The organism is Piezobacter thermophilus (assembly GCF_055386745.1).
In genome coordinates this window covers 41,365-61,974 of record NZ_AP042382.1, presented here as the reverse complement: position 1 = coordinate 61,974, position 20,610 = coordinate 41,365, and the positions used below count along the sequence as shown (strand labels likewise).

At 67.3% G+C, this 20,610-nt stretch carries 16 protein-coding genes; 5 read left to right on the top strand and 11 right to left on the bottom strand.

Features of this window, described 5'->3' with window-relative positions; translation table 11 throughout:
* Positions 1–7 precede the first annotated feature (7 nt).
* From ACZ5CM_RS16405 to ACZ5CM_RS16375, 7 genes are all read right to left on the bottom strand, one after another.
* Positions 8–1,117: an ABC transporter permease gene (locus ACZ5CM_RS16405; RefSeq protein WP_464642964.1), complete on the bottom strand. Its 1,110-nt coding sequence runs from the start codon at positions 1,115–1,117 to the stop codon at positions 8–10.
* A gap of 5 nt (positions 1,118–1,122) precedes the next feature.
* A complete protein-coding gene (locus ACZ5CM_RS16400; protein WP_464642962.1) occupies positions 1,123–2,253 on the bottom strand; it encodes an ABC transporter permease in 1,131 nt (376 codons plus the stop codon).
* 179 nt (positions 2,254–2,432) lie between these two features.
* Positions 2,433–3,794 (bottom strand): M16 family metallopeptidase, encoded by a 1,362-nt coding sequence (locus tag ACZ5CM_RS16395; RefSeq protein WP_464642960.1) that lies wholly within the window; start codon positions 3,792–3,794, stop codon positions 2,433–2,435.
* Positions 3,791–4,786 (bottom strand): peptidase M16 family protein, encoded by a 996-nt coding sequence (locus tag ACZ5CM_RS16390; protein ID WP_464642958.1) that lies wholly within the window; start codon positions 4,784–4,786, stop codon positions 3,791–3,793. The genes ACZ5CM_RS16395 and ACZ5CM_RS16390 overlap by 4 nt, the downstream gene beginning before the upstream one ends.
* A gap of 98 nt (positions 4,787–4,884) precedes the next feature.
* The gene (locus ACZ5CM_RS16385) at positions 4,885–5,139 is read right to left on the bottom strand and encodes a hypothetical protein (protein ID WP_464642956.1); all 255 of its coding nucleotides are present in this window, start codon (positions 5,137–5,139) and stop codon (positions 4,885–4,887) included.
* Between the two features lie 423 nt (positions 5,140–5,562).
* A complete protein-coding gene (locus ACZ5CM_RS16380) occupies positions 5,563–7,287 on the bottom strand; it encodes a SulP family inorganic anion transporter (RefSeq protein ID WP_464642955.1) in 1,725 nt (574 codons plus the stop codon).
* 60 nt (positions 7,288–7,347) lie between these two features.
* Positions 7,348–7,608, bottom strand: coding sequence for a helix-turn-helix domain-containing protein (locus tag ACZ5CM_RS16375; protein WP_464642954.1), 261 nt, complete (start codon positions 7,606–7,608; stop codon positions 7,348–7,350).
* A gap of 217 nt (positions 7,609–7,825) precedes the next feature.
* Here ACZ5CM_RS16375 and ACZ5CM_RS16370 point away from each other — a divergent pair, with 217 nt between their 5' ends.
* Entirely contained in the window at positions 7,826–9,439 is a 1,614-nt protein-coding gene (locus ACZ5CM_RS16370; protein ID WP_464642952.1) for a GMC family oxidoreductase, read from the top strand.
* Positions 9,440–9,481: 42 nt separating this feature from the next.
* Here the strand turns inward: ACZ5CM_RS16370 and ACZ5CM_RS16365 are convergent, their stop codons facing one another.
* Positions 9,482–11,776: a bifunctional salicylyl-CoA 5-hydroxylase/oxidoreductase gene (locus ACZ5CM_RS16365; RefSeq protein WP_464642950.1), complete on the bottom strand. Its 2,295-nt coding sequence runs from the start codon at positions 11,774–11,776 to the stop codon at positions 9,482–9,484.
* Between the two features lie 304 nt (positions 11,777–12,080).
* Between ACZ5CM_RS16365 and ACZ5CM_RS16360 the strand changes: the two genes are divergently transcribed.
* Complete coding sequence (locus ACZ5CM_RS16360) at positions 12,081–12,746, top strand: L,D-transpeptidase (RefSeq protein WP_464642948.1); 666 nt, start codon at positions 12,081–12,083, stop codon at positions 12,744–12,746.
* 256 nt (positions 12,747–13,002) lie between these two features.
* Here ACZ5CM_RS16360 and ACZ5CM_RS16355 read toward each other — a convergent pair whose 3' ends face one another.
* The 3 genes from ACZ5CM_RS16355 to ACZ5CM_RS16345 all read right to left on the bottom strand — a co-directional run bounded on the left by ACZ5CM_RS16355 (position 13,003) and on the right by ACZ5CM_RS16345 (position 15,575).
* The gene (locus ACZ5CM_RS16355) at positions 13,003–13,398 is read right to left on the bottom strand and encodes a hypothetical protein (protein ID WP_464642946.1); all 396 of its coding nucleotides are present in this window, start codon (positions 13,396–13,398) and stop codon (positions 13,003–13,005) included.
* A gap of 234 nt (positions 13,399–13,632) precedes the next feature.
* The gene (locus tag ACZ5CM_RS16350; protein WP_464642945.1) at positions 13,633–14,409 is read right to left on the bottom strand and encodes a maleate cis-trans isomerase family protein; all 777 of its coding nucleotides are present in this window, start codon (positions 14,407–14,409) and stop codon (positions 13,633–13,635) included.
* Complete coding sequence (locus ACZ5CM_RS16345) at positions 14,406–15,575, bottom strand: M24 family metallopeptidase (protein WP_464642943.1); 1,170 nt, start codon at positions 15,573–15,575, stop codon at positions 14,406–14,408. Before ACZ5CM_RS16345 ends, ACZ5CM_RS16350 begins: the two co-directional genes overlap by 4 nt.
* A gap of 425 nt (positions 15,576–16,000) precedes the next feature.
* Here ACZ5CM_RS16345 and ACZ5CM_RS16340 point away from each other — a divergent pair, with 425 nt between their 5' ends.
* The 3 genes from ACZ5CM_RS16340 to ACZ5CM_RS16330 are packed head-to-tail and all read left to right on the top strand — an operon-like array spanning position 16,001 to position 20,537.
* Positions 16,001–17,278, top strand: coding sequence for an ABC transporter substrate-binding protein (locus tag ACZ5CM_RS16340; RefSeq protein ID WP_464642941.1), 1,278 nt, complete (start codon positions 16,001–16,003; stop codon positions 17,276–17,278).
* Positions 17,275–19,281 (top strand): ATP-binding protein, encoded by a 2,007-nt coding sequence (locus ACZ5CM_RS16335; RefSeq protein ID WP_464642939.1) that lies wholly within the window; start codon positions 17,275–17,277, stop codon positions 19,279–19,281. Before ACZ5CM_RS16340 ends, ACZ5CM_RS16335 begins: the two co-directional genes overlap by 4 nt.
* A complete protein-coding gene (locus ACZ5CM_RS16330; protein ID WP_464642937.1) occupies positions 19,278–20,537 on the top strand; it encodes a sigma-54-dependent transcriptional regulator in 1,260 nt (419 codons plus the stop codon). The genes ACZ5CM_RS16335 and ACZ5CM_RS16330 overlap by 4 nt, the downstream gene beginning before the upstream one ends.
* The last annotated feature ends 73 nt before the right edge of the window (positions 20,538–20,610 follow it).

Here is a 20,610-nt window from a genome sequence, read left to right as displayed (position 1 = left end):
CTCGGCCTCATTGGTGAAATGCGGAAACGGGATCGACGGACAGCACCCGGCGCACCGGGACGATGGCGGCAACCAGCGACACCAGCACCGCGGTGACCCCGGTCCGCCAGAGCGAATCGGCGGTGACGGCAAGGCTGATCTTCGGAACCAGCGCGTGGGTGGTCGGCACGGCAAGCGAGACGACCGCGACCGCCAGGGAGAATGCCAGCAGGCCGATCACCAGCGCCTGCACCATCAGCGAGGCATAGATCGCCCGGTCGCGCACCCCCAGCGCCTTCATCACCGCCAGTTCTCGTTCGCGCTCGGTGACGTGGGAATAGACGATGAACCCGGTCAGAAGCACCGCCAGCGCGCCGCCGATCAGTGTCATCATCCAGATGATGTCCAACCCCATCTGCACGGCGATGGAATAGTCGCGGGCCGAAAATTCCTCGCGCGTGAGCGCGTTGACCTTCTCGACCTCGTCCATGATCCGCGCGGCAAGCGCCGCCGCATCGACGCCGGGTTCGGCGTCCACCAGCAGGTAGCTGACCGTGCCGACCGAGGATATCGTGTCGGCCAGGTCGTCAAGCGTCACGAAGGTGATGGAATTGGCCATCGAGAACGTGTCGGCGGAAAACCCGGCGACGGTGAAGTCGCGCCCGGCAATGCGCACCGGGTCGCCGATTGCCAGACCCGCGTCCGAGGCGAACACGTCCGGCACGATCGCCTCTCCCGGGCCGGGCAGCGGGGCGCCGGCCGCCATCGCCCACGGACCGGCACGCGAATCGCCCTGCTCCAGCCCCACGACGAAGGAAAACCAGTTGCGCCCGCCGGCCTCGATCACTGCGTTCAGGTAGAGGATCGGCGTGACCTTCTTCACCCCCTCGACCGCGGCAACCGCGTCGATCTTCCAGTCGGCGAGAAACGAAGTCGTCATGTGCATGTTGCCGACCCCGTCCTGCATCACCCATACATCGGCGTCGGTCCGGTCGATCAGCGCCACGATCTGTTCGGATTCGCCGGCAAAGACGCCGTCGAAGAACAGCACCAGCGCAAAGGCCCCGGCCACTGCGGAAACGCTGGCGAACAGCTGTTGCGGGGCCGAAAACAGTTCCTTGACGGTCCAGCCGAACATCGCCTTCACCCCCTGAATGCCATGGCCGGATCCAGCCGGCGCAACGTGCCCAGCGGCGCCAGCGCCCCCAGCACCGCAAGAAACACGGTGACGATTGCGGTGCGCCACAGTCCCACCGGGTCGTTGGTCTGCACCAGATAGACCGGAGAGAGTGTCTCGATCAGCGTGGCCAGCCCGCCCGCCATCACGATTCCCAGCGGTATCGCCAGCAGCGCAATCCCCAGCGCCTCGGCGACCACTCCGGTCATCAGGTGCCGCGTGGTGAATCCCAGCGCCCGCAGCACGCCCAGCGTCTTCTTGCGACTGCGTACCGAGGCGAAGGAAAACAGCCCGATCGCCAACGCGCCGATGCCATAGCTCAGCCCGAGCAGCAGGTTGAGGATGGGGCCGAACATCTCGCGGCCCAGGTTCTCGTCATTGGCCGCCAGCCGCGCGGGCAGCAGCGCATCGGCCGTGGGCACGCCGGCCTCGATCGCGGTGGCGACCTGCGCCGGATCGGCACCCGGCGCCACATCCACCAGAAGGAAGCTCAGCAACGGAAAGGCGGCGATGTCGGCGCCCACATCGGATGCGAAGAAGAAGTCGATCAACCCGTCATAGGTGATGAAGGCAAAGGGCGTGAACAGCGCCGCCGCACCCTCGGTGATACCGGTGACGGTGAAATCATAGGCCGCAAGGCGCATGACGTCGCCCGGCCGCAATCCGTAGCGTTCGGCCAGCGACCGGTCGATGGCGATTTCGCCCTCGCCCTCGGGCGCCCGCCCGGCGACGACCGAGGACGGCCCGCCCGCATCGTCATAGACCATCACGATGATGGGCGAGAGCCGCCCCCGCGCCTCGTAGATCAGCGACAGCGCGGTCAGCGGATGCGCGGCCGCCACGCCCGGGATCGCCTCTACCTCGGCGCGGGTGCGCTGCGGCAGGACCGAGCGCGCGGCGATGAAGCTGCTGATGCCCGACTGCCCCACGATCAGATCGCCGCCGCGGTGGATCACCGCCTGCCGAAGCTGTGTGTAGGTGCCCGACAGGAAGCCTTCCAGCATCAGGATTTCCGCCAGGATCGCCGCAACCGCAAGGATCGTCAGAAAGGTCCGCCCCGGCCGGAACAGCCCGTTTTTCAGCGCCAGTTTCAGCATGGCGCACCTGCCCGGCGGTTCCCGGCACGGCGGCTGGCCGACATTTCGGTTGGGTACGGTGCCATGACTGCTTTCGACTCGAATGATCCGTTGTCAGATCATCGCTCTAGCGGTTCCAGCAAATGGAAGGTCAAGCAGTATTTCCGGCCCGTCTCACCCCTGCGCCGTTGGCACCTCCCTCACCGGCAGGCGGCGGCCTGTTCGGGGCTGCGGATGACGCAGGCGCCGGGCAGGGCATCGGCGTCGGGCGACACCGCCACCACGATGAAATCCCCGGCTGTGGGCCAGGCGCGCTGCAAGCGATCCGCGACGGATTGCGCGGTGACGGCTTCCACACTCCGAGCCGTCTCCAGAGCGACCTCCGGCCCGTCGCCATCCAGCATCGCATACAGCGCCGACATGGACAGAACCGCCGGGATCGTCGCATTCGCCCTGGCATTGACCGCGAACGGAGATCTCAGCGCTTCGATGCCCTCGGCAGAGCCTTCGCGGCGCAACTTGTCGTAGGCCGCGCGCACTGCCTGCTCGGTTCGGGCGAGTTTCGCAGTCTCGACCGCGCCATTGAACAGGAGAATCCGCAGATCGGCGGCGAAGTAGTCAAGCACGGCGCCGAAGGCATAGCTCGACCTCAGCCCGGTGCGCACGGTCTCGAACAGGATGCCCCGGTCCCCCGCACCAAGCGCCCGGAGGAGAAAGAGATCCTCGTAAACATGACCCTGACGGGTGGGCGGCAGTGCCGCGACGAAGGTCAGCTGACTGTCACGGACGTCGGGTTCATGCAACAGGATCCGCCGCGGCGTGAAATCCGCCGCGAAAGAGGCCGCTTTCGGCGCCCGCCCCTCAGGAAGCCCGTCGAACAGGGCATCCACCGCCTGCCCTGCCTCTTCGCGCGTCACGTCGCCGGCAATCACGATGACGGCAGTGTTGCGCAACACCGTCCGCCGGTGCCAAAGGGTGACGTTCCTGCGCGTCACGACCGAAAAGTCGTCGGCAAGGTCGGTACTCAGAAACCGGCGCAAGGGCGTGTCGCCGAGAACGGCCCACCGAAGCGCTTCATATCCCCTGCTGACCGGCCGCGACCCGTTTTCCCTCGCCCGCTGCGAGAAGCCTTCGCGGATACGATCCAGCCAGGCCGGATCGAGCGACGGAGCACGAAGATGGGCATTCGCAATTCTGACCGCTTCGTTCAGATTCTTCCGCGGCACCGCCAGAACGCCGAACAGATGGTCGGCCGACGGCACCAGTTGCGCCCGGGCCTTCAGATTGGCAAATGCCTCGATGACCTCGCCGGCGGGATAGCCTTCGGCGCCGCCGGACAAGACCAGGTCGGCTCCGACATAGGGGACCGCCTGATTGGCGTCCGCCCTTTGTGCCCAGTCGGTGGGCCAGGCCGTTCGCACGATCACCTCTTTCGCACCGGGCACGAACAGGCGTGCATAGGCGAGTCCGCCCGGGCTGATCTCCATGCTGGCAGTAGCCGTCGGTGCAGCGCTGGCGGGAAGTGCCAGAAGAACGAGGAAAACAAGCAATGTCCTGATCATTTGAATCTCTCCATCGGTCCAAGGAAGGCAACGGCGGTCCGGCCTTCGCCCGCCAGATGCCGAAGAAGCATGTTTGCAGTTTCAATCGACAGCGCCCCGCCGATCTGCCGCAGTTCGGCCTTTGAAAGCGGCACGCGCAGGGCCGACACGCGGTCAAGCACATAGCGCGCCATCCAGCCTTCGGTTTCCTCCGCATCGGTCCAGTCCGGCCAGAACCCGCGGAAGCGCTTGAAGACGCGGGAATAGGTGGTTTCGGGAATTCCGGTGACCGAAACTTCGGCCAGGGCACTCTCGAAGGCCGCCCGCAGCGCGGCGAGCGTGACACCACGATCCGGCGCAGCGATGAATTCGATCTCGATATCGTCCTCGTCCAGGGGCCTGATGCGCAGATCGAAACTCCGAGCGATCCGGGCGTCAAAGCGCAACGGCCCGGCCAGCCCGCCGGGAAGGTTGGTATAGAGGATATCGCGCAGCAGCGCCGTCTGCGCCTCCAGCAGGTCGAACTGCACGGGCACGTCCAGGGCAACGACCCGCCGCCAGATCAGGCGCGGAGCGACGTTGCGATCGGGGCGGGGAAAGGTTCTGGTGTCCGGCTCGGCCAGTTCGAATGGCGGCGGGGCGATCGCGGCAAAACCGTCCTCCGACGGGTCGGGCCAGCCGATGTCGCGCAACGCGCGGCGCACATGCTGCCTGGTCACGTCGCCGATGACGACCAGTCGGGCATTTCCGGGGCGGTGCGTTGCCGCATGCAGGGCGCGGGCCCGGTCAGGGTCCAGCGCCTCGATCTCGTCGGGTGTTCCCATGACCGAATGCGCCGCGGCATTCCCTTCGTAAAGAAAGGCATCCATGGCCTGCATCACCATTGCCCCGGGGCTACGCGCGACACGGCGTTCATACTCCCGCAGGATGACGGCACGTTCCTGCCGGGCACGATCCGGCGGCAGGTCGATCGGATCGAAAACACGCGACAGCCGATACAGCAATTCCGGCAAGTCCTTCGCCTCTCCCGACAGCCGGTATCCCACCGCGACATGGCTAGTCCACGCGTTGGCGTGACCGGCGGCGGGAGGGGGATTCCCCTGCGAAATGTTCAGCCAGACCAGGTGTTCAGCATAGTGTCAGCATAGTGCATGAGCCCTGCCGGCTCATTCTCCAGGCGCGGCTTGCGCGGAAACACAAGGACCACTTCGACGGCTGACCCCTTTCGGCGCGAGACGAACACGTTTCGCGGCAGCGTGCTGCCGGACCGGACGGCGGGATCGGCAGGGAACTGGGCCGACATGGGCGCGGCAGCGAAGACCACGGCGACAAGCAATGCTGCAATGACGAAACGTCCGGGCATCATCGGCCCGAACTCCCTGCGGAAGAAAATGCGCCGACGCGACAAGAGAGTGGTCTGTCAAGGGCGGCAAGGCGGTTCGAATCGCGCATTGAGACAATGATGAAATGTCAAATGATTCGCTTTCGGGTTCAGGAAATTCGCCAGGCCACTTCGGATCTTCTTCAAAGCCGATCAATACATGCGCTTACGTCACAGATTGCACAACCGGAAGGTGCATTCAAGTGTGAAACGGTCTCTACTCGGAACGCCGCTTCCCAGCACGGACACCGATCCGTTCTTTCCTGATGCGAATTGTCACGACATCAGCCGGAAATTGAGCATCGGCAACCTTTCCGGCGGGGATCCGACGTCCGTTCGATGGTGGCGAGCGGCCGCGGGGTAACGATCCTTTCGGACATGGTCGGCAGGCCGCGGACAAAGGCCGCCTTACGTCCCCGCGCCGCGCCGTTCGCCGTCTCTTCGCAATGCTTCCAGCGCAGCCTCGACCGAACGCGCATACCGGACCAGCGGCCTTTTCAGCCCGTGGGTCAGGAACGCGCGGCGGATGTCGCGGCTGGCCCCGGTCAGCCACAGCGCAACCCCCCGCTGGCGGGCCTTGCGGGCAAGGCCCTCGATCATGTTCGCCCCGGTCGAATCGAGGAACGGAACATCCGAGAAATCCACGATCAGAGCCTTGTGCGTGTCCTGTATCCGGTCCAGAATCGACCCGATCGAGGCCGTCGCGCCGAAGAACAGGGCACCGGTGATCCTGTAGATCACGATATCGGGGTCAGCGGCGAGGGTTTCGTCATAGCTCCCCCGCGGGTTCTCGAAATCGGGCAGGTCGCGGCCGACAAGGGGCCTTTCGGCCAGAACCGCGGTGGCCCGGCTCATGCGGTGGATGAACAGGACCGAACCAAGCGCGAAACCGACCACGATGGCCTCGGTCAGATCGCGGAAGACGGTCAACAGGAAGGTTGCCCCCAGCACCGTCGCCTCGCCCCGGCCCGAACGCAGCAGGACGGCAATCGCCGGTTTCTCGATCATGTTCCACGCGACCACGGCCAGCACGGCGGCCAGCGCCGCCAGCGGGATATAGGCCGCCAGCGGCGCCGCAACCAGAATGAAGGTCAGCAGAAATCCCGAATGCAGCATTCCCGAAACCGGCCCATGCGCGCCCGAGCGCACATTCGTCGCGGTGCGCGCGATGGTGCCGGTGACGCACAGGCCACCGAACAGCGCCGAGGCGGCATTGGCGACGCCCTGCGCCACCAGCTCGCAGTTGGAGCGATGCCGACGCCCGGTCATCCCGTCGGCCACCACCGCCGACAGCAGCGACTCGATGGAACCCAGAAGGGCGAAGGACGCTGCCGCCGGCAACACTTCGACAATCCGCTCGGGCGACAGATCGGGCAGCCGCGGCAGCGGCATCGACGAAGGGATGCCGCCGAACCTGGTCCCGATCGTTTCGACCGGCAGCCCCAGAAGGGTCGTCGCGGCGGCGGCAAGGGCGACGGCGATCAGCATCCCCGGCCAGTGGGGCCGCAGCTTCCGCAACGCGAGGATCGTCGCCACCGCTGCCACCGACAGGCCGACCGCCGCCGGTGTGACGCTCGTGCGCGCCGCCCACAGCGCCGGCACCTTTTCCAGCAGCGCCCCCGGCTCGTGATCGAGCGAGAGTCCGAACAGCGCCCTGACCTGGCTGGCAAAGATGATCACGGCGATCCCTGCGGTGAAACCTACCGTCACCGGGAACGGAATGAACTTGATGAAGGTGCCAAGACGCAGGAGACCGATGGCGGCCAGCATGAGACCCGACAGGAACGTTGCCAGGATCAGCCCGTCCATGCCGTGCCGGGCCACGGTCGCGGCCACGAGAACGATGAAGGCGCCCGCGGGGCCGCCGATCTGGAACCGCGAACCGCCCAGGAGCGAAACGAGGAAACCGCCGACGATGGCGGTATGGAGCCCCTGCGCCGGCGTGCCCCCCGAAGCAATCGCGATGGCCATGGACAGCGGCAGCGCGACAATCGCAACGGTCAGCCCGGCAATGACATCGGCGCGGAAATGTTCGAACCGATAGCCCTCACGCAGGACCGTCACCAGTTTCGGGGTGAACATCTCGATGAACCCGTGCGACTGCGGCGCCGGTTCGGTCGTGATCGCTTGCATATGCTGGCGGCTCCTTGCGAATTGACGGCAGGCGGCGGATGCCGTCGCGGATCGGGTTGCTCAGGTCTTCGCGGCCGGGGATTTCAACCGGACCCCGCGCCCTCCGGTCGGGCTGGAGGCGCCGTCCCCGATCAGCTCGACACCCGCCGAATCCAGCGCCTCCACGACCCTGGTCAGGCTGTCCACGTTGCCGCGGACATTGCCGGCACTGGATTCCATCCTCTGGATGGTCGGCACCGAGAGTCCCGACAGTTCGGCAAGCCTCTTCTGGTCGATACCAAGAAGCGCGCGCGCTGCACGCATTTGGGCGGCAGTCATCATCAGAGCATGTCCCGAATCGGATTGTTCCCCTCTGGGGTCGTCATATCGATATGTCAGACATCAATACCGATCTGCAAGGCCGCAGTTACCCGCAAACGGAAAGTTTCGGCCATTTTCGGCCCTCCGGGCGCGGAAAATCCGGGACATCGGCCGCGTTTTCCTGCCAGACTTGCCGGGCCGAAAACGCGAAGCCGCCGCGCAAGAGGAGGAGAGGAAGATGGAGTTCGACTATGTGGTGGTCGGGGGCGGCTCGGCCGGATCGGTGATTGCCGCCCGGCTGAGCGAGGACACGGGCGCAACAGTCTGCCTGCTGGAGGCCGGCGGGCGCGGCGACGGCATCGTGGTGCGGGCCCCGGCAGGCGCGGTGGCGATGCTGCCCGGCAAACCCGTGAAGATCAACAACTGGGCCTTCGAGACGGTGCCGCAACCGGGGCTCGGGGGGCGCAGGGGCTATCAGCCGCGCGGCCGGGCGCTTGGCGGGTCGAGCGCGATCAACGCCATGCTCTATGTGCGCGGCCACGCCTCGGATTACGACGAATGGGCCGAGATGGGCTGCGCGGGCTGGGACTGGAACGGCGTCCTGCCCTTTTTCCGCAAGGCCGAGAACAACGAACGCGGCGCGGACGACCTGCACGGGGCCTCGGGGCCGTTGCATGTCTCGGACCAGAAGGCCCCCCGCCCCATCACCGCGGCGTTCGTCGAATCCGCCACCCGGCTGCAATACCGGCTGGCCGAGGATTTCAACTGTGGCGACAACGAAGGAGTCGGCTTCTACCAGGTGACCCAGTTCCACGACCCAGCCAGAAACGGCGAGCGCTGCTCGGCGGCGGCGGCCTGGCTGTTCCCGGTCATTGGGAAAAGAGCCAACCTGGCGGTGGAGACCGGCGCGCACAGCACCGGGATCCTGTTCGAGGGCCGGCGCGCAACGGGCGTCCGCTTCCGGCAGGGCGGCTCCGACAGGACCGTGCGGGCCCGGCGCGAGGTGATCCTCGCGGCCGGTGCCTTCGGCTCGCCGCAGCTGCTGATGCTTTCGGGCATCGGCCGCCCCAACGATCTGCGCCGGCACGGGATCGAGGTGCTGCACGAACTGCCCGGCATCGGGCAGAACCTGCAGGATCACATCGATTTCGTCCTGGGATTCAGGACGAAGGATACCGACAATTTCGGGCTCGGGCTGACCGGCGCCGTCAACATGGTACGGCACATCCTGAAATGGCGCCGGGACGGGAAATCCATGATTGCCACGCCCTTTGCCGAAGCGGGCGGCTTCCTGCGCACGGACCCGTCGCTGCCGAAACCGGACGTGCAGCTGCATTTCGTGATCTCGATCGTGGATGACCACGCGCGCCGGCTGCACCTGGGCTATGGCTATTCCTGCCATGTCTGCGTGCTGCGGCCGCATTCGGTGGGCGAGGTGTTCCTGCAATCGGCCGACCCGATGGCGGCGCCCGGCATCGACCCGAAATTCCTCTCCGACGAACGCGACCTGCGCACCCTGATCCGGGGCGCGCGGATGACGCGCGAGATCCTGACCACGCCACCGCTGGCCGCCTGCAACCACAAGGAAATGTTCGGCCTGCGTAACGGCATGACCGATGCCGAGTGGGAAACGCATGTCCGCGCGCGCGCCGACACCGTCTATCACCCGGTCGGCACCTGCAGGATGGGGGTCGATGACATGGCGGTGGTCGATCCCGAACTGCGGGTCCGGGGGCTGGAGGGGCTGCGCGTCGCCGATGCCTCGATCATGCCGCGCATCGTCGGCGGCAACACCAACGCGCCCACGATCATGATCGCCGAGAAATGCGCCCACATGATCCGGGCTGGCTGAACCGGCGGGAATGCCCGGCGGCGCCGCGGCCCGCGCGTGCACTCAGACGCGGATCGCCTCGGCCTCGCGGTCGGCCAGCCGCCAGGCCTGATCGCGCCCGGCCAGATAGGGCAGCGGCCAGTCCGCGTGGCGGTCTCCGATCAGAGCGCCCTGGTGCAGCGTCCAGTAGGGATCGGCCAGGTGCGGTCGGCCCACCGCCACCAGGTCGGCCCGCCCCGCCATCAGGATCGAATTGGCATGATCCGCCTCGTAGATGTTGCCCACCGCCATGGTGCGGATGCCGGTCTCGTTGCGGATGCGGTCCGAGAACGGGGTCTGGAACATCCTCCCGTAGACCGGCTGCGCCTCGGTCGAGGTCTGCCCGGCCGACACGTCGATGATGTCGGCCCCCGCGTCGTGGAACATGCGCGCAATGTCCACTGCCTCCTGCGGTGTCACGCCGTGCTCGCCCACCCAGTCATTGGCGCTGATCCGCACCGACATCGGCTTGTCCGCGGGCCAGGCAGCGCGCATGGCCCGGAACACCTCAAGCGGCCAGCGCATCCGGTTCTCCAGGCTGCCGCCATATTCGTCGCTGCGCCGGTTCGACAGCGGCGAGATGAAGGACGAGATCAGATAGCCATGGGCGGCGTGCAGCTCGATCATGTCGAAACCCGCCTGTTCGGCCATGCGGGCGGCAGCCACGAACTGGTCGCGAATCCGGTCCATGTCGGCGCGCGTGGCCTCGCGCGGGGGCGGGTTGCGCGGGCTCCACGGGATGGGCGAAGCCGAGATCGTCTCCCAGTTGTCCCGCTCCAGCGGCGCGTCCATTTCCTCCCACCCCAGCTGCGTCGAACCCTTGCGCCCGGAATGGCCGATCTGGCAGCAGATCTTCGCATCCGTCTCGCGATGGACGAAATCGGTCAGGCGCTTCCAGGCGGCAACATGCTCGGGGGCGTAAAGGCCGGGGCAGCCGTGGGTGATCCGACCCGTGGGGCTGACGCAGGTCATCTCGGTAAAGACCAGCCCCGCGCCTCCCTTCGCCCGTTCGGCATAGTGGACGAAATGCCAGTCCGTCGGGCAACCCTCCTCCGCCTTGTATTGCGCCATGGGAGAGACCACGATCCGGTTCTTCAGCGTCATCCCGCGCAAGCTGAAGGGAACGAACATCGGGGCGCGGGTGGGGGCGTCCTTCGGCACGCCGGCCTGGTCCATGAACCAGCGCTCGGCCCCTTCCAGCCATTCAGGGTCGCGCAGGCGCAGGTTTTCGTGGCTGATCCGCTGGCTTCGGGTCAGCAGCGAATAGTTGAACTGGACCGGGTGCAGATCCAGATAGCGTTCCACGTTCTCGAACCATTCCAGCGAGTTGCGCGCCGCCGACTGCAGGCGCAGAACCTCCAGCCGGCGTTCGTCCTGGTAACGCTCGAAGGCAGCCTGCATGTCCGGTTCGGAATGCAGGAAATCCGCCAGCGCAATGGCGCTGTCGAAGGCCAGCCGCGACCCCGACCCGATCGAGAAATGCCCGGTCGCCGCCGCATCCCCCATCAGCACCACGTTTTCGTGATGCCATTTCTCGCAGATCACCCGGGGGAAGTTCATCCACACCGCCGAGCCGCGCAGATGATCGGCGTTCGACATCAGCCTGTGACCGCCCAGATGGGCCGCGAACACCTTGCGGCAGGTCTCGACCGTTTCCTCCTTGGACATCCTCGCAAATCCCCAGCTGTCCCAGGTCTGCTGACTGCATTCGACGATGAAGGTCGCGGTGTCGGCGTCGAACTGGTAGACATGCGCCCACATCCAGCCATGTTCCGTCTTCTCGAACAGGAAGGTGAAGGCATCATTGAACTTCTGATGCGTGCCCAGCCAGACGAACTTGCACAGGCGGATGTCGATATCGGGGCGGAACACGTTCTCGTATTCCTTGCGGATCTTCGAATTGATCCCGTCGCAGGCCACCACCAGGTCATATTCCGTACGAAACGGCTCGGCGCTGTCGAACTCGGTTTCAAAGCGCAACTCGACGCCCAGCTCGCGGGCGCGCTGCTGCAGAAGGATCAGCATCTGCCGGCGCCCGATCCCGGCAAACCCGTGACCGCCCGACACCGTGCGCACCCCGTTGTGCACCACCGCGATATCGTCCCAGTAGATGAAATGGTCGCGGATGGCGCTGGCACTTTCGGGGTCGTTCTTCTCCAGCCGCTCCAGCGCATCGTCGGACAGTACCACGCCCCAGCCGAAGGTGTCGTTGGCGCGGTTGCGCTCGATCACCACGACCTCGTGCGCGGGATCGCGGAGTTTCATCGAAATCGCGAAGTACAGTCCCGCCGGACCTCCTCCCAGACATGCAATGCGCATGAGATACCTCCTTCCGCCGGCTACCGGCCATCAGCCGGTCGAACACGAATCCACCGATACGGTAGCGCCTCCGGCATGTATTTCAAGCTTGAAATTTCATGCTTGAAATACATCGACAGACCGACCCGCAGGGAATCGCGCCACGCGGCTTTGCGCATGTCCGCGCGCCCTGCCGGCTGCGGGCCCGATGTCACGCATATTTTACTGGACTGGCCAGCCGCTATTCCCCTTCACTGAAAACAGGGATAAACAGGAATACAGCGCGCGGCTTCGCGCGCCTTTCTTTGTGGACGGAATCTTGCCCATGTTGACCAGGCGCCACTTCATCATCACCTCGGCCGCACTCTTCTCGACGCCGATCTCGGGGCCGCTGTTGGCCAATGTCTCCCCGAGCCGGAAACAGTGGGACGAGTGGGACGCACAGGTCACCCCGCCCGACTACAACCCGTGGACGTCGAACCCCTGGGGCCTGCATCCGCGGTTCCTGCCCAGACTGGTCGAGGCCCGCGACGACCTGAGACCCGGCGACATCCATGTCGATGCCGTCGCGCGCTATCTCTACCACATCCGCGAAAACGGCATCGCCATGCGCTATGGCGTCGCCATTGCCCGCGGCAACCTTTACGAGCCGGGCACCTACACCATCCGGCGCAAGGCGAAATGGCCCCACTGGACCCCGACGCAAAACATGATCCGGCGCGATCCGGAGCTTTTCGCCGGGCTGGAAAACGGGATGCCGCCGGGGCCGAACAATCCGCTGGGATCGCGGGCGTTCTATCTCTATGTGGGCGACAGGGACACCTATCTGCGCATCCACGGCACGCCCTATCCGCGCTCCATCGGCGGGCGGGCAAGTTCGGGCTGCGTGCGCATGGTCATGCCCCACATCAACGACCTCTACGAAGAGGTCAAGGTCGGCGTGACCGCCTATCTCTACCCGCCCGAAGACATGCTGGCGGCACAAAGCTGAAGCGCCCGCGCAACGAAACCGAAAATGCCCGGCCTCGCACCGCCCAGGGCGGTCGGGGCCGGTTGCGTTTCGGGACATGTCGCATTTCGCCGCCCGCACCCCCTGCCCGCCCCGGGAAAACGACGGGCAAGCGACCGGGATGGCTGTCGGCCCGGCGCGGCGGGCCGGAAGTCAGACTGTCCGCGCCATGCTCAAACCGCTTGTTTTCGCATGTCCGAGAAGCTCAAAACCGGTTCCCGCTTTTGAGCGCCATGCTCTATCCGGTGGTCGGAGCGGGGGCCGGAACCGCGGAGGCAGGAGGGTGCGGTTCGGGCGCGCGGGCACAGATCGGCCGCCCGTCAATCGTGCGCAGCGGCAGCATGGTCACTTCGACCTTGCCGACATACTGATACCAGTAGCACCCGTCATCGAGCAGCTTGACCGCGGTGAGATCCTGGTTCGGCGCCGCAACGGCGACCACCGCCTCGGGCAATTCGTCGATGAACCCGTCGTCATCCTCTCCGGTCGTGCCATAGGCCGTTGCGCAGGCCCCGAGCACCAGCAACGCGAAAGGCGGAAGCCAGACCCGGATCGGCACCCGCTTCAACCGCTCTGCCGCCGAGCGGCATCCGCCCCCAGACCACTGGCTGTTCGTCGTGTCGGCGTCGGTCATGGATGGCATCGCTCCGGGCTCCTGTCTGTTCTGCGATTCGCGGGCCTGCGCGCGGGTGAAAACCGGCCTTCCCCGATCCGCCGCCGCATGGCAAACCCCGCGCAGATTATGTGACCCGCACCCTGGCAGGCAAGCCCGCAAATGGCGCTTCGGCAAACGCTTTCGTGACCGGGATCGCACTCGAGAGCCCGCGGCCCGGGGAACCGCCATTCCGGCCCACCGAGGCGCATCCCGTCATCCTCCGCCCTCCGCCTGACCGGGCGGATCGGCAAGGCGCCGGGCAAACAGCCGACCGAACCGCGTCTGCGCATCGTTCACGCCCGCCAGCCGCAGCATGTGCCACGCCAATGCCTGGTTGCTCGCGATCACGGGCAGGCCGGTCCGCGCCTCGACCCGCGGTATGATCCGCAGGCAGCGCAGGTTGGTGCAGGCGATGACGACGGCCTCGCTGCCGGGCGCCACCCGCCCGGCGGCTTCGGCGATCGAGCGCTCGGAAATCCGTGCCACGACCCGGTCGTCGCCCTCCTCGAACGACGCGAAGCTGCCGATGGAAAACCCGGCTTCCTCCAGCCGCCGCCGCACCCGCTGCGATACCTGCGGAACATAGGGGGTGAGAAAACCCAGCCGCGTCACCCCAAGCGCCCGTCCCGCGGCGATGATTGCAGCCAGCGGGTCGGTGACACGGGCGCGGGGAAAGACCGACCGGACCGCCCGCGCCACCGCCCCCGAGCCGATCACCGACGCCGCCGAGGTACAACCGTATCCGATCACGTCGAAGTCCGCCGACGACGGAAGCAGCCGCGCGGCAGCCGGCAGATCCGCCTCCATCCGGGCCAGCGTGTCGGAGCGAATGTCGGGCGCCATCGGAATGCGGCCGTGATAAAGCGCGATGCCGTCCGCCGCCACCATCCGCGAAAACTCGGGCTCCAGCGTCTCGTCGGTCTCGAGCACGATCACGCCCAGCGTGGCACGGGTGCCGATGCCGTCGTCAGTGTCGAAGGACAGCTTCATCGGATCACCGGCAGCTCGGGCGCGGCGCGCGGGGTCAGCAGTTCGGCGCCGCCGGAGCGGACCACGATGTTTTCCTCGTGCACCATCACCCGCCCCTCGCCATAGCCCAGCGACGGTTCCAGCGCGAGCACCATGCCCTCCTCGATCACCGTTTCGTCGAAAGCCGCGAGCGACGGCCACTCGGTCAGTTGCATCCCCAGCCCATGCCCGAAGCGGCCGACATCGCTGCCGCGCGGGTCCATCCGGGCGGTTACCTTCCGCATCGCCTCGAACAACTCGCGGCAGGTGACGCCGGGCCGGGCGGCCTCGATCCCGGCTTCGGTCGCGCGCCACAACACGTCGTAGGCACGCCGCGACAGCTCGTCGGCCCGCCCGATGGCGAAATTGCGGTCGAAATCGCAGAAATACCCATCCCACGTCGCGCCGGTATCCATCATCAGGACATCTCCTGCCTGGAGGGGCCGCCGCGAGGGGGGCGAAATCACGTCGCGATACCCGCCCCGCTCTGCGCCGCCGACCAGATAAGGCACCGCATCCACCCCCTGCCCCAGCATGACGCAGCGGAACGTGCGGAACACACCTTCCAGCGGCCGACCCTCGCGGGCGATTGCGGGTACCTCGGCAAAGCTGGACGACACGATGGTGCAGACATGGGCGATCCTGGCGATCTCGGCCTCGGATTTCACCATGCGCAGGCGCCGGATCAGGTCGGTACAGTCCGCCACCCCGAGCCCCGGCAACGATGCCAGGAGCCTCTCGTAGTCTCCGAGCGGCATCCGCACATGGGTCTCGTGTCCCTTGGGAATGCCGATGGTCGCCCCCCGTCCGGCCAGCGGCGCCAGCAACTCGGTCAGGAGTGAAACCCCGTCATCGGCAGGGGCCGGTGCATTCCATGTGCGAATATCCTCGACCCATGTCCGCCGCATCAGCGCGGCGCCGATCTCGGGGATCACGGCAACAGGTTTGCCCTCGGCGGGCAGGAACAGGAACCACGGCCGCGTCGGGCTTTGCCAGAACAGGGTGTGAAAGCCCGAAAAATAGCGCAGCTCCGCTTCGGTCGTCAGCAGCAGCCCGGCCAGCCCCCGTTCGGCCATCCGCTTCTGCGCCCGGGCGGTGCGGGCGGCAAATTCGGCCTCGGAAAAGCCGCGTACGGGCTGATCGGACACTGATGTTACCCTCCGTGGCCGCCGCGAGGATCTCGCACCCTGCCATGTCCGCGGCCTGCACGCCCGAGCCCATCGGTCCCGCCACGGCATGGACCCTTCCATCCTGACGCCACAACCGCCCCTTCGGTCAAGGGCTCGGACCCGGTAATGCGTGTCGGCCTCCAGGCTTCGCCCGGCCTGCGCCTTCGCGCCCGACGGCCCGCATCGGCCGGATGAGGACAGTATCCGCGGCGGCGGCGGCGCCCCGATCTTCTGCTCCCGGGCCCGGTCGCGGCACCCTGCCTGCCCGCCGGCATCGGGCACCGGTGCTTTCCATTCGATTTCTCGGCTTGCTATAGTCGGATCCGTGGGAGGCAAGCTTGGGGCTGGATCGATCGTCAGGGCTGCATGGCGCCGCCGGCCGGTGGCTTCGGCTCGCGGGCCGGATGGCGACCATTGTCCTGATCGCGGCGTTGATTGCCGCCCTGGGACCGCCCCCGCCCGCCGCCGCGCGCGAGCTGCGCATCCTCACCTCGATGCCCGCCACCCTGTTCACCCCCTTCGCCCTCACCTTCGAGCGCCAGAACCCCGGGGTCACGGTCAAGGTGCTGAACAAGAACACCAATGCCGGGGTGGAAGAGATCGTACGCGGCAACCCGCGCGGCTTCGACATCTTCTGGGTATCCTCGGCCGAGGCCTTCGCGGTGCTCAACGCCCACGACGCCTTTCTGCCCGATCCCGCGAGTGACGGCGACTGGCGGCCGGATCCGCGCGGCGGGGCAGCATTCTACCCCTTCGCCCTGTCCTCGATCGGCTGGGCCCGGCGCGCCGATGCCACCGGGCCACGCCCGCGCGAATGGGATGACCTGCTGCGGCCCGAATACCGCGGCCTGATCGCCATGACCCGGCCGTCGCGTTCGGGGACCACCCACATGTTCGTCGAACGCTTCCTGCAGGTGCGCGGATGGGAGGCGGGCTGGCAGTATCTGCTGGCGCTCGCGGGCAACCTCTCGACCCTGACCTCGCGCAGTTTCGCGGTGATCGACGGGGTCGAAAAGCGCCGCTTCGACATCGGCATCAGCATCGATTTCCTGGCCATGTCGCGGGCGGGCAGCGGGCTGAGCTTCACCTATGGCCGCCCGGTAATGGTGATGCCGGCGCAGATCGGCATGCTGCGCGGCGGCAAATCCCCCGACCTGGCGGCCGCATTCGTGGTGCTGGTGCTCTCGCCCGAGGGCCAGCAGATGCTGCTGCGCCCGGACATCCGGCGGGTGCCCATCGACCCGCGGGTGCGCGCCCGGGGCGGGCCGGCGGCGCAGGCGATCGAACGGGCACTACGGCTGAACTGGCTGCCCTATGACGCACTGCTGGCCCGCGACCGCTACTGGGCGGTCAATGCGCTGTTCGACGTTTTCGTGACCTTCCAGCTGAGCGCGCGCCAGGCCGCCTGGCGCCGGCTGCGGGCGCTGGAGGCACGGGACGACCCCCTGATGCAGGCCGACCTGGCCGCGCTCAGGCGCCTGCTGACCGAGATGCCGGTGACCGAGGCCGAGGCGCTGGGGCCGGGGGTCAACGCGGTGCCCACCCGGATCACCGCCTTCTCGGCGCCGACCCCGCTGCAACAAGCCGTGCTGGAACGCTGGCGCGCGATGGCGGCGGCGCGGATGGAGCGGGTCGGCACGCTGCTGGACCGGCTCGAGGGCATGGCGGAGGGACGGCGGTGATCGCGCGGCTGCTCAGGCGCTGGATGCCGGGCATCTGGGTGCGGCTGATGGTCGTGGTGCTGGGGATCGTCACCATCGTCTGGGCGGTGCTGGCGGCGGCGATCCTGTTCTTCAACCAGGTCAGCCGCGATTACGGCACGCTGACGCGCGAACATATCCCGCGCATCGCGCTGGCCAGCGAACTGGCGGAAAACGCGGCCCGGCTGGCCTATCTGACCGCCTCGGTCGTGGGCCGCCAGGACGGCACGCAGGATGCCCGGATCCGGGCCGAGCTGGAAGAACTGATCGGGGTGATCTCAGCCCAGCTGGCCGGAGGCGGCAGCCGCACACCGGCAGCCCGCGGGCGCGCGCTTGGCCAGCTGCTGCAAGAGGTGCTGGCGGTACTGCAGCACCGCCAGGAACTGGCCGAGCGCATCTCGGACCGGCTGGGCGATCTGCGCTGGCTGAACGTGGACATCCAGGACGAGGTCGATCCGCTTCTGGCCGATTTCACCTTCAACATCGCCATTGCCACCGACCGCCTTGCCAGCAGCGCCGACCAGTCGTTCCGCACCCGGCTGGCCGAACGGATCACCGCCGAACGGGCCGCGCGCGACGCGGTACGGAAACTGGGCAGCGAGGCGGCCACGCTGGTGACGCTGATCGTGCAAAGCTCGGTCGCGACCGATCCCGCCCAACTGGCCCAGTTTCGCAACCTGGCCGAGGATTCCCTTGCCCGGCTTTCCGCCATGGCCTCCGGGCTGCCGGATGCGCCGGAATATCTGACCCTGCGCCAGTCGGTGCTGGCGCTGGGGCCGCTGGCCCAGGGAAATGACGGGGTCTTTGCCCTGCGCGACGCGTGGATGGACGCCCAGGCGCAGCTGATCGCGCTGCTCAACGACGTGCAGGACAGCCTGTCCGGCCTGCAGGCTGCGCTTGCCGGGATCGGGGCCGACCAGCGCGCCCGGCTGCTGGCGGTGACGCAGGCCTCGGCGGCGCGGTCGGAACTGGCGATCCGCTGGCTGATCGGGCTGACGGTGCTGGCCGGGCTGATCGGCATCGGGGCCTTGTTCGGCTATGTGCGCCGCGGCATCGTGCAGCCGCTGGGCCAGCTGTCGGCGGCCATGCTGGCCATTGCCCGCGGCGAGAAACCGGGCCGGATCCCGCGCGAGGGCGAGGACGAGATCGGCCAGATGGCCCATGCCGTCGGGGTGTTCCAGAGATCGGTGGCCGCGCGCAACGCCGCCTATGCCCGCCTGGCCACCGAAGCCGCCGAACGGCGCCGCGCCGTCGAGGACCTCAAGCGCACCCAGGCCGAGCTGGTCCAGGCCGGCAAGCTGGCCGCGCTTGGCCAGCTGTCCTCGGGGATCAGCCACGAACTTAACCAGCCGCTAGCGGCAATGAAGCACCGCCTGCACCTGCTGCGCGAGGGGATCGAGCGCGGCGCCGGCGACCAGGTGCGCCGCCAGATCGCGCGGATGGACGGGCTGATCGAACGGATGGAGGCGACGATTGCCCATCTCAAGCGCTTCGCCCGGCGCTCCAGCTATCGTTCCGACCTGCTGGAGCTGGGCCCGCTGATCGACGAAAGCGCCGCCCTGCTGAAGGGCCGCATCGACGCACCCGGCATTTCCTTCCGGGTCGGCTCCGCGGCCCGCACCGCCAGGGTGCGCGGCGACCAGATCCTGATCGAGCAGGTCCTGGTGAACCTGCTCTCCAACGCGCTGGACGCCATCGCCGCCTCGGGGCGGGACGGCGGGACGATCGAGCTGGAGGCGCAATCGGACGACCGCATGGTAGTGCTCAGCATCGCCGATGACGGGATCGGGCTGGGCGATCTGGACCCGCAGGCCGCCTTCGACCCCTTCGTCACCACCAAGGAGGTGGGCGAGGGGCTGGGGCTTGGTTTGTCGATCTCCTACAATATCGTAAAAGGCATGGGCGGCGACCTGAAGCTGGAGCCGAACCGGCCCCGCGGGACCCGCGCCATACTCACCCTGCCCGCCGGAGAGCCACCCGCGTGACCGATCCCCTCGTCTATATCGTCGATGACGACCAGGACCTGCGCGAGGCGGTTCTGGACACGCTGGACAATGCCGGCCTGCCGGCGCAGGGCTTTGCCACCGCGCGGGCGGCGCTGACGCGGCTGGACCCGGAATGGCCCGGCGTAATCGTGTCGGACATCCGCATGCCGGGCATGGACGGGCTGGAATTTCTGGATGCCGCGCGCGAACTTGCCCCCGATGTGCCCTTCGTGCTGATCACCGGCCATGGCGACGTGCCGACCGCGATCCGGGCCATGAAGGCGGGTGCCCATGACTTCCTGGAAAAGCCGACCCGCCCCGAACATCTGGTCAGCGTGGTGCGCCGGGCGCTCGAGATGCGCCGGCTTCAGATCGAGAATTCGGCGCTGCGCGCGATGGTGGCGGGGGGCGGGTCGCTCGGGGCGCGGCTGATCGGGCGCTCGCGCCCCATGCGCGCCCTGCGGGCCGAGATCCTGGCAGTGGCGCCGCTGCAGGTGGACGTGCTGCTGCTGGGCGAAACCGGCACCGGCAAGGAGCTGGCGGCGCAGTGCATCCACGACCTTTCGCCGCGCGCCGAAGGTCGCTTCCAGGTGATAAATTGCGGCGTGATCGACGAATCCAGCTGGCCCGACCTCATGCAGGCCGCCTTTGGGCGCGCCCCCGGCGGCACGGTCTTCCTGGATGATCTCGAGGCACTTTCGGGGCCGCTGCAGCTGCGGCTTCTGGCATTGATCGAGGCGCGCGCCGATGACGGGCCGCGGGTTCTGACGGCGCTGAAGACCGACCCGGCCCGGCTGATCGGGGCGGGACGGCTGCGGGCGGATCTCTACTACCGCGTCAACGTCGCCCAGATCACCCTGCCGCCCCTGCGCGAGCGCGGCAACGACCTGTTCGTGCTGCTGGAACATTTCATCCGCGATGCGGCTGCCCGCCACGGGCTGAAACTGCCCGAGGTGACCGAAGCGATGCTGTCCCCACTGCGCCGGCACGACTGGCCGGGCAATCTGCGCGAGCTGCGCAACGTGGCCGAGAAGATGGTGATCGGGCTGCCGCTGTCGCTGGCGCCGCACCGCGGCGCGGAGGTGGCGGGATTTTCCGCCGATGACGGCTATGACGCCGCCATGGCCCGGTTTGAAAGCGCGCTGCTGCGCCATGCGCTGATGCGGTCGGGCGGGCGCAAGGGCGCGGCAGCCGAGTCGCTGGGCATTCCGCGCAAGCGGCTCTATCTGCGCCTTAAGGCCCTGGGGCTGAACTGAAAACGGGTCGAAAACGACCCGAAAGGCGGGTCAAATTCGACCCATATTTCCCTTTCTTTTCAATATGTTGACA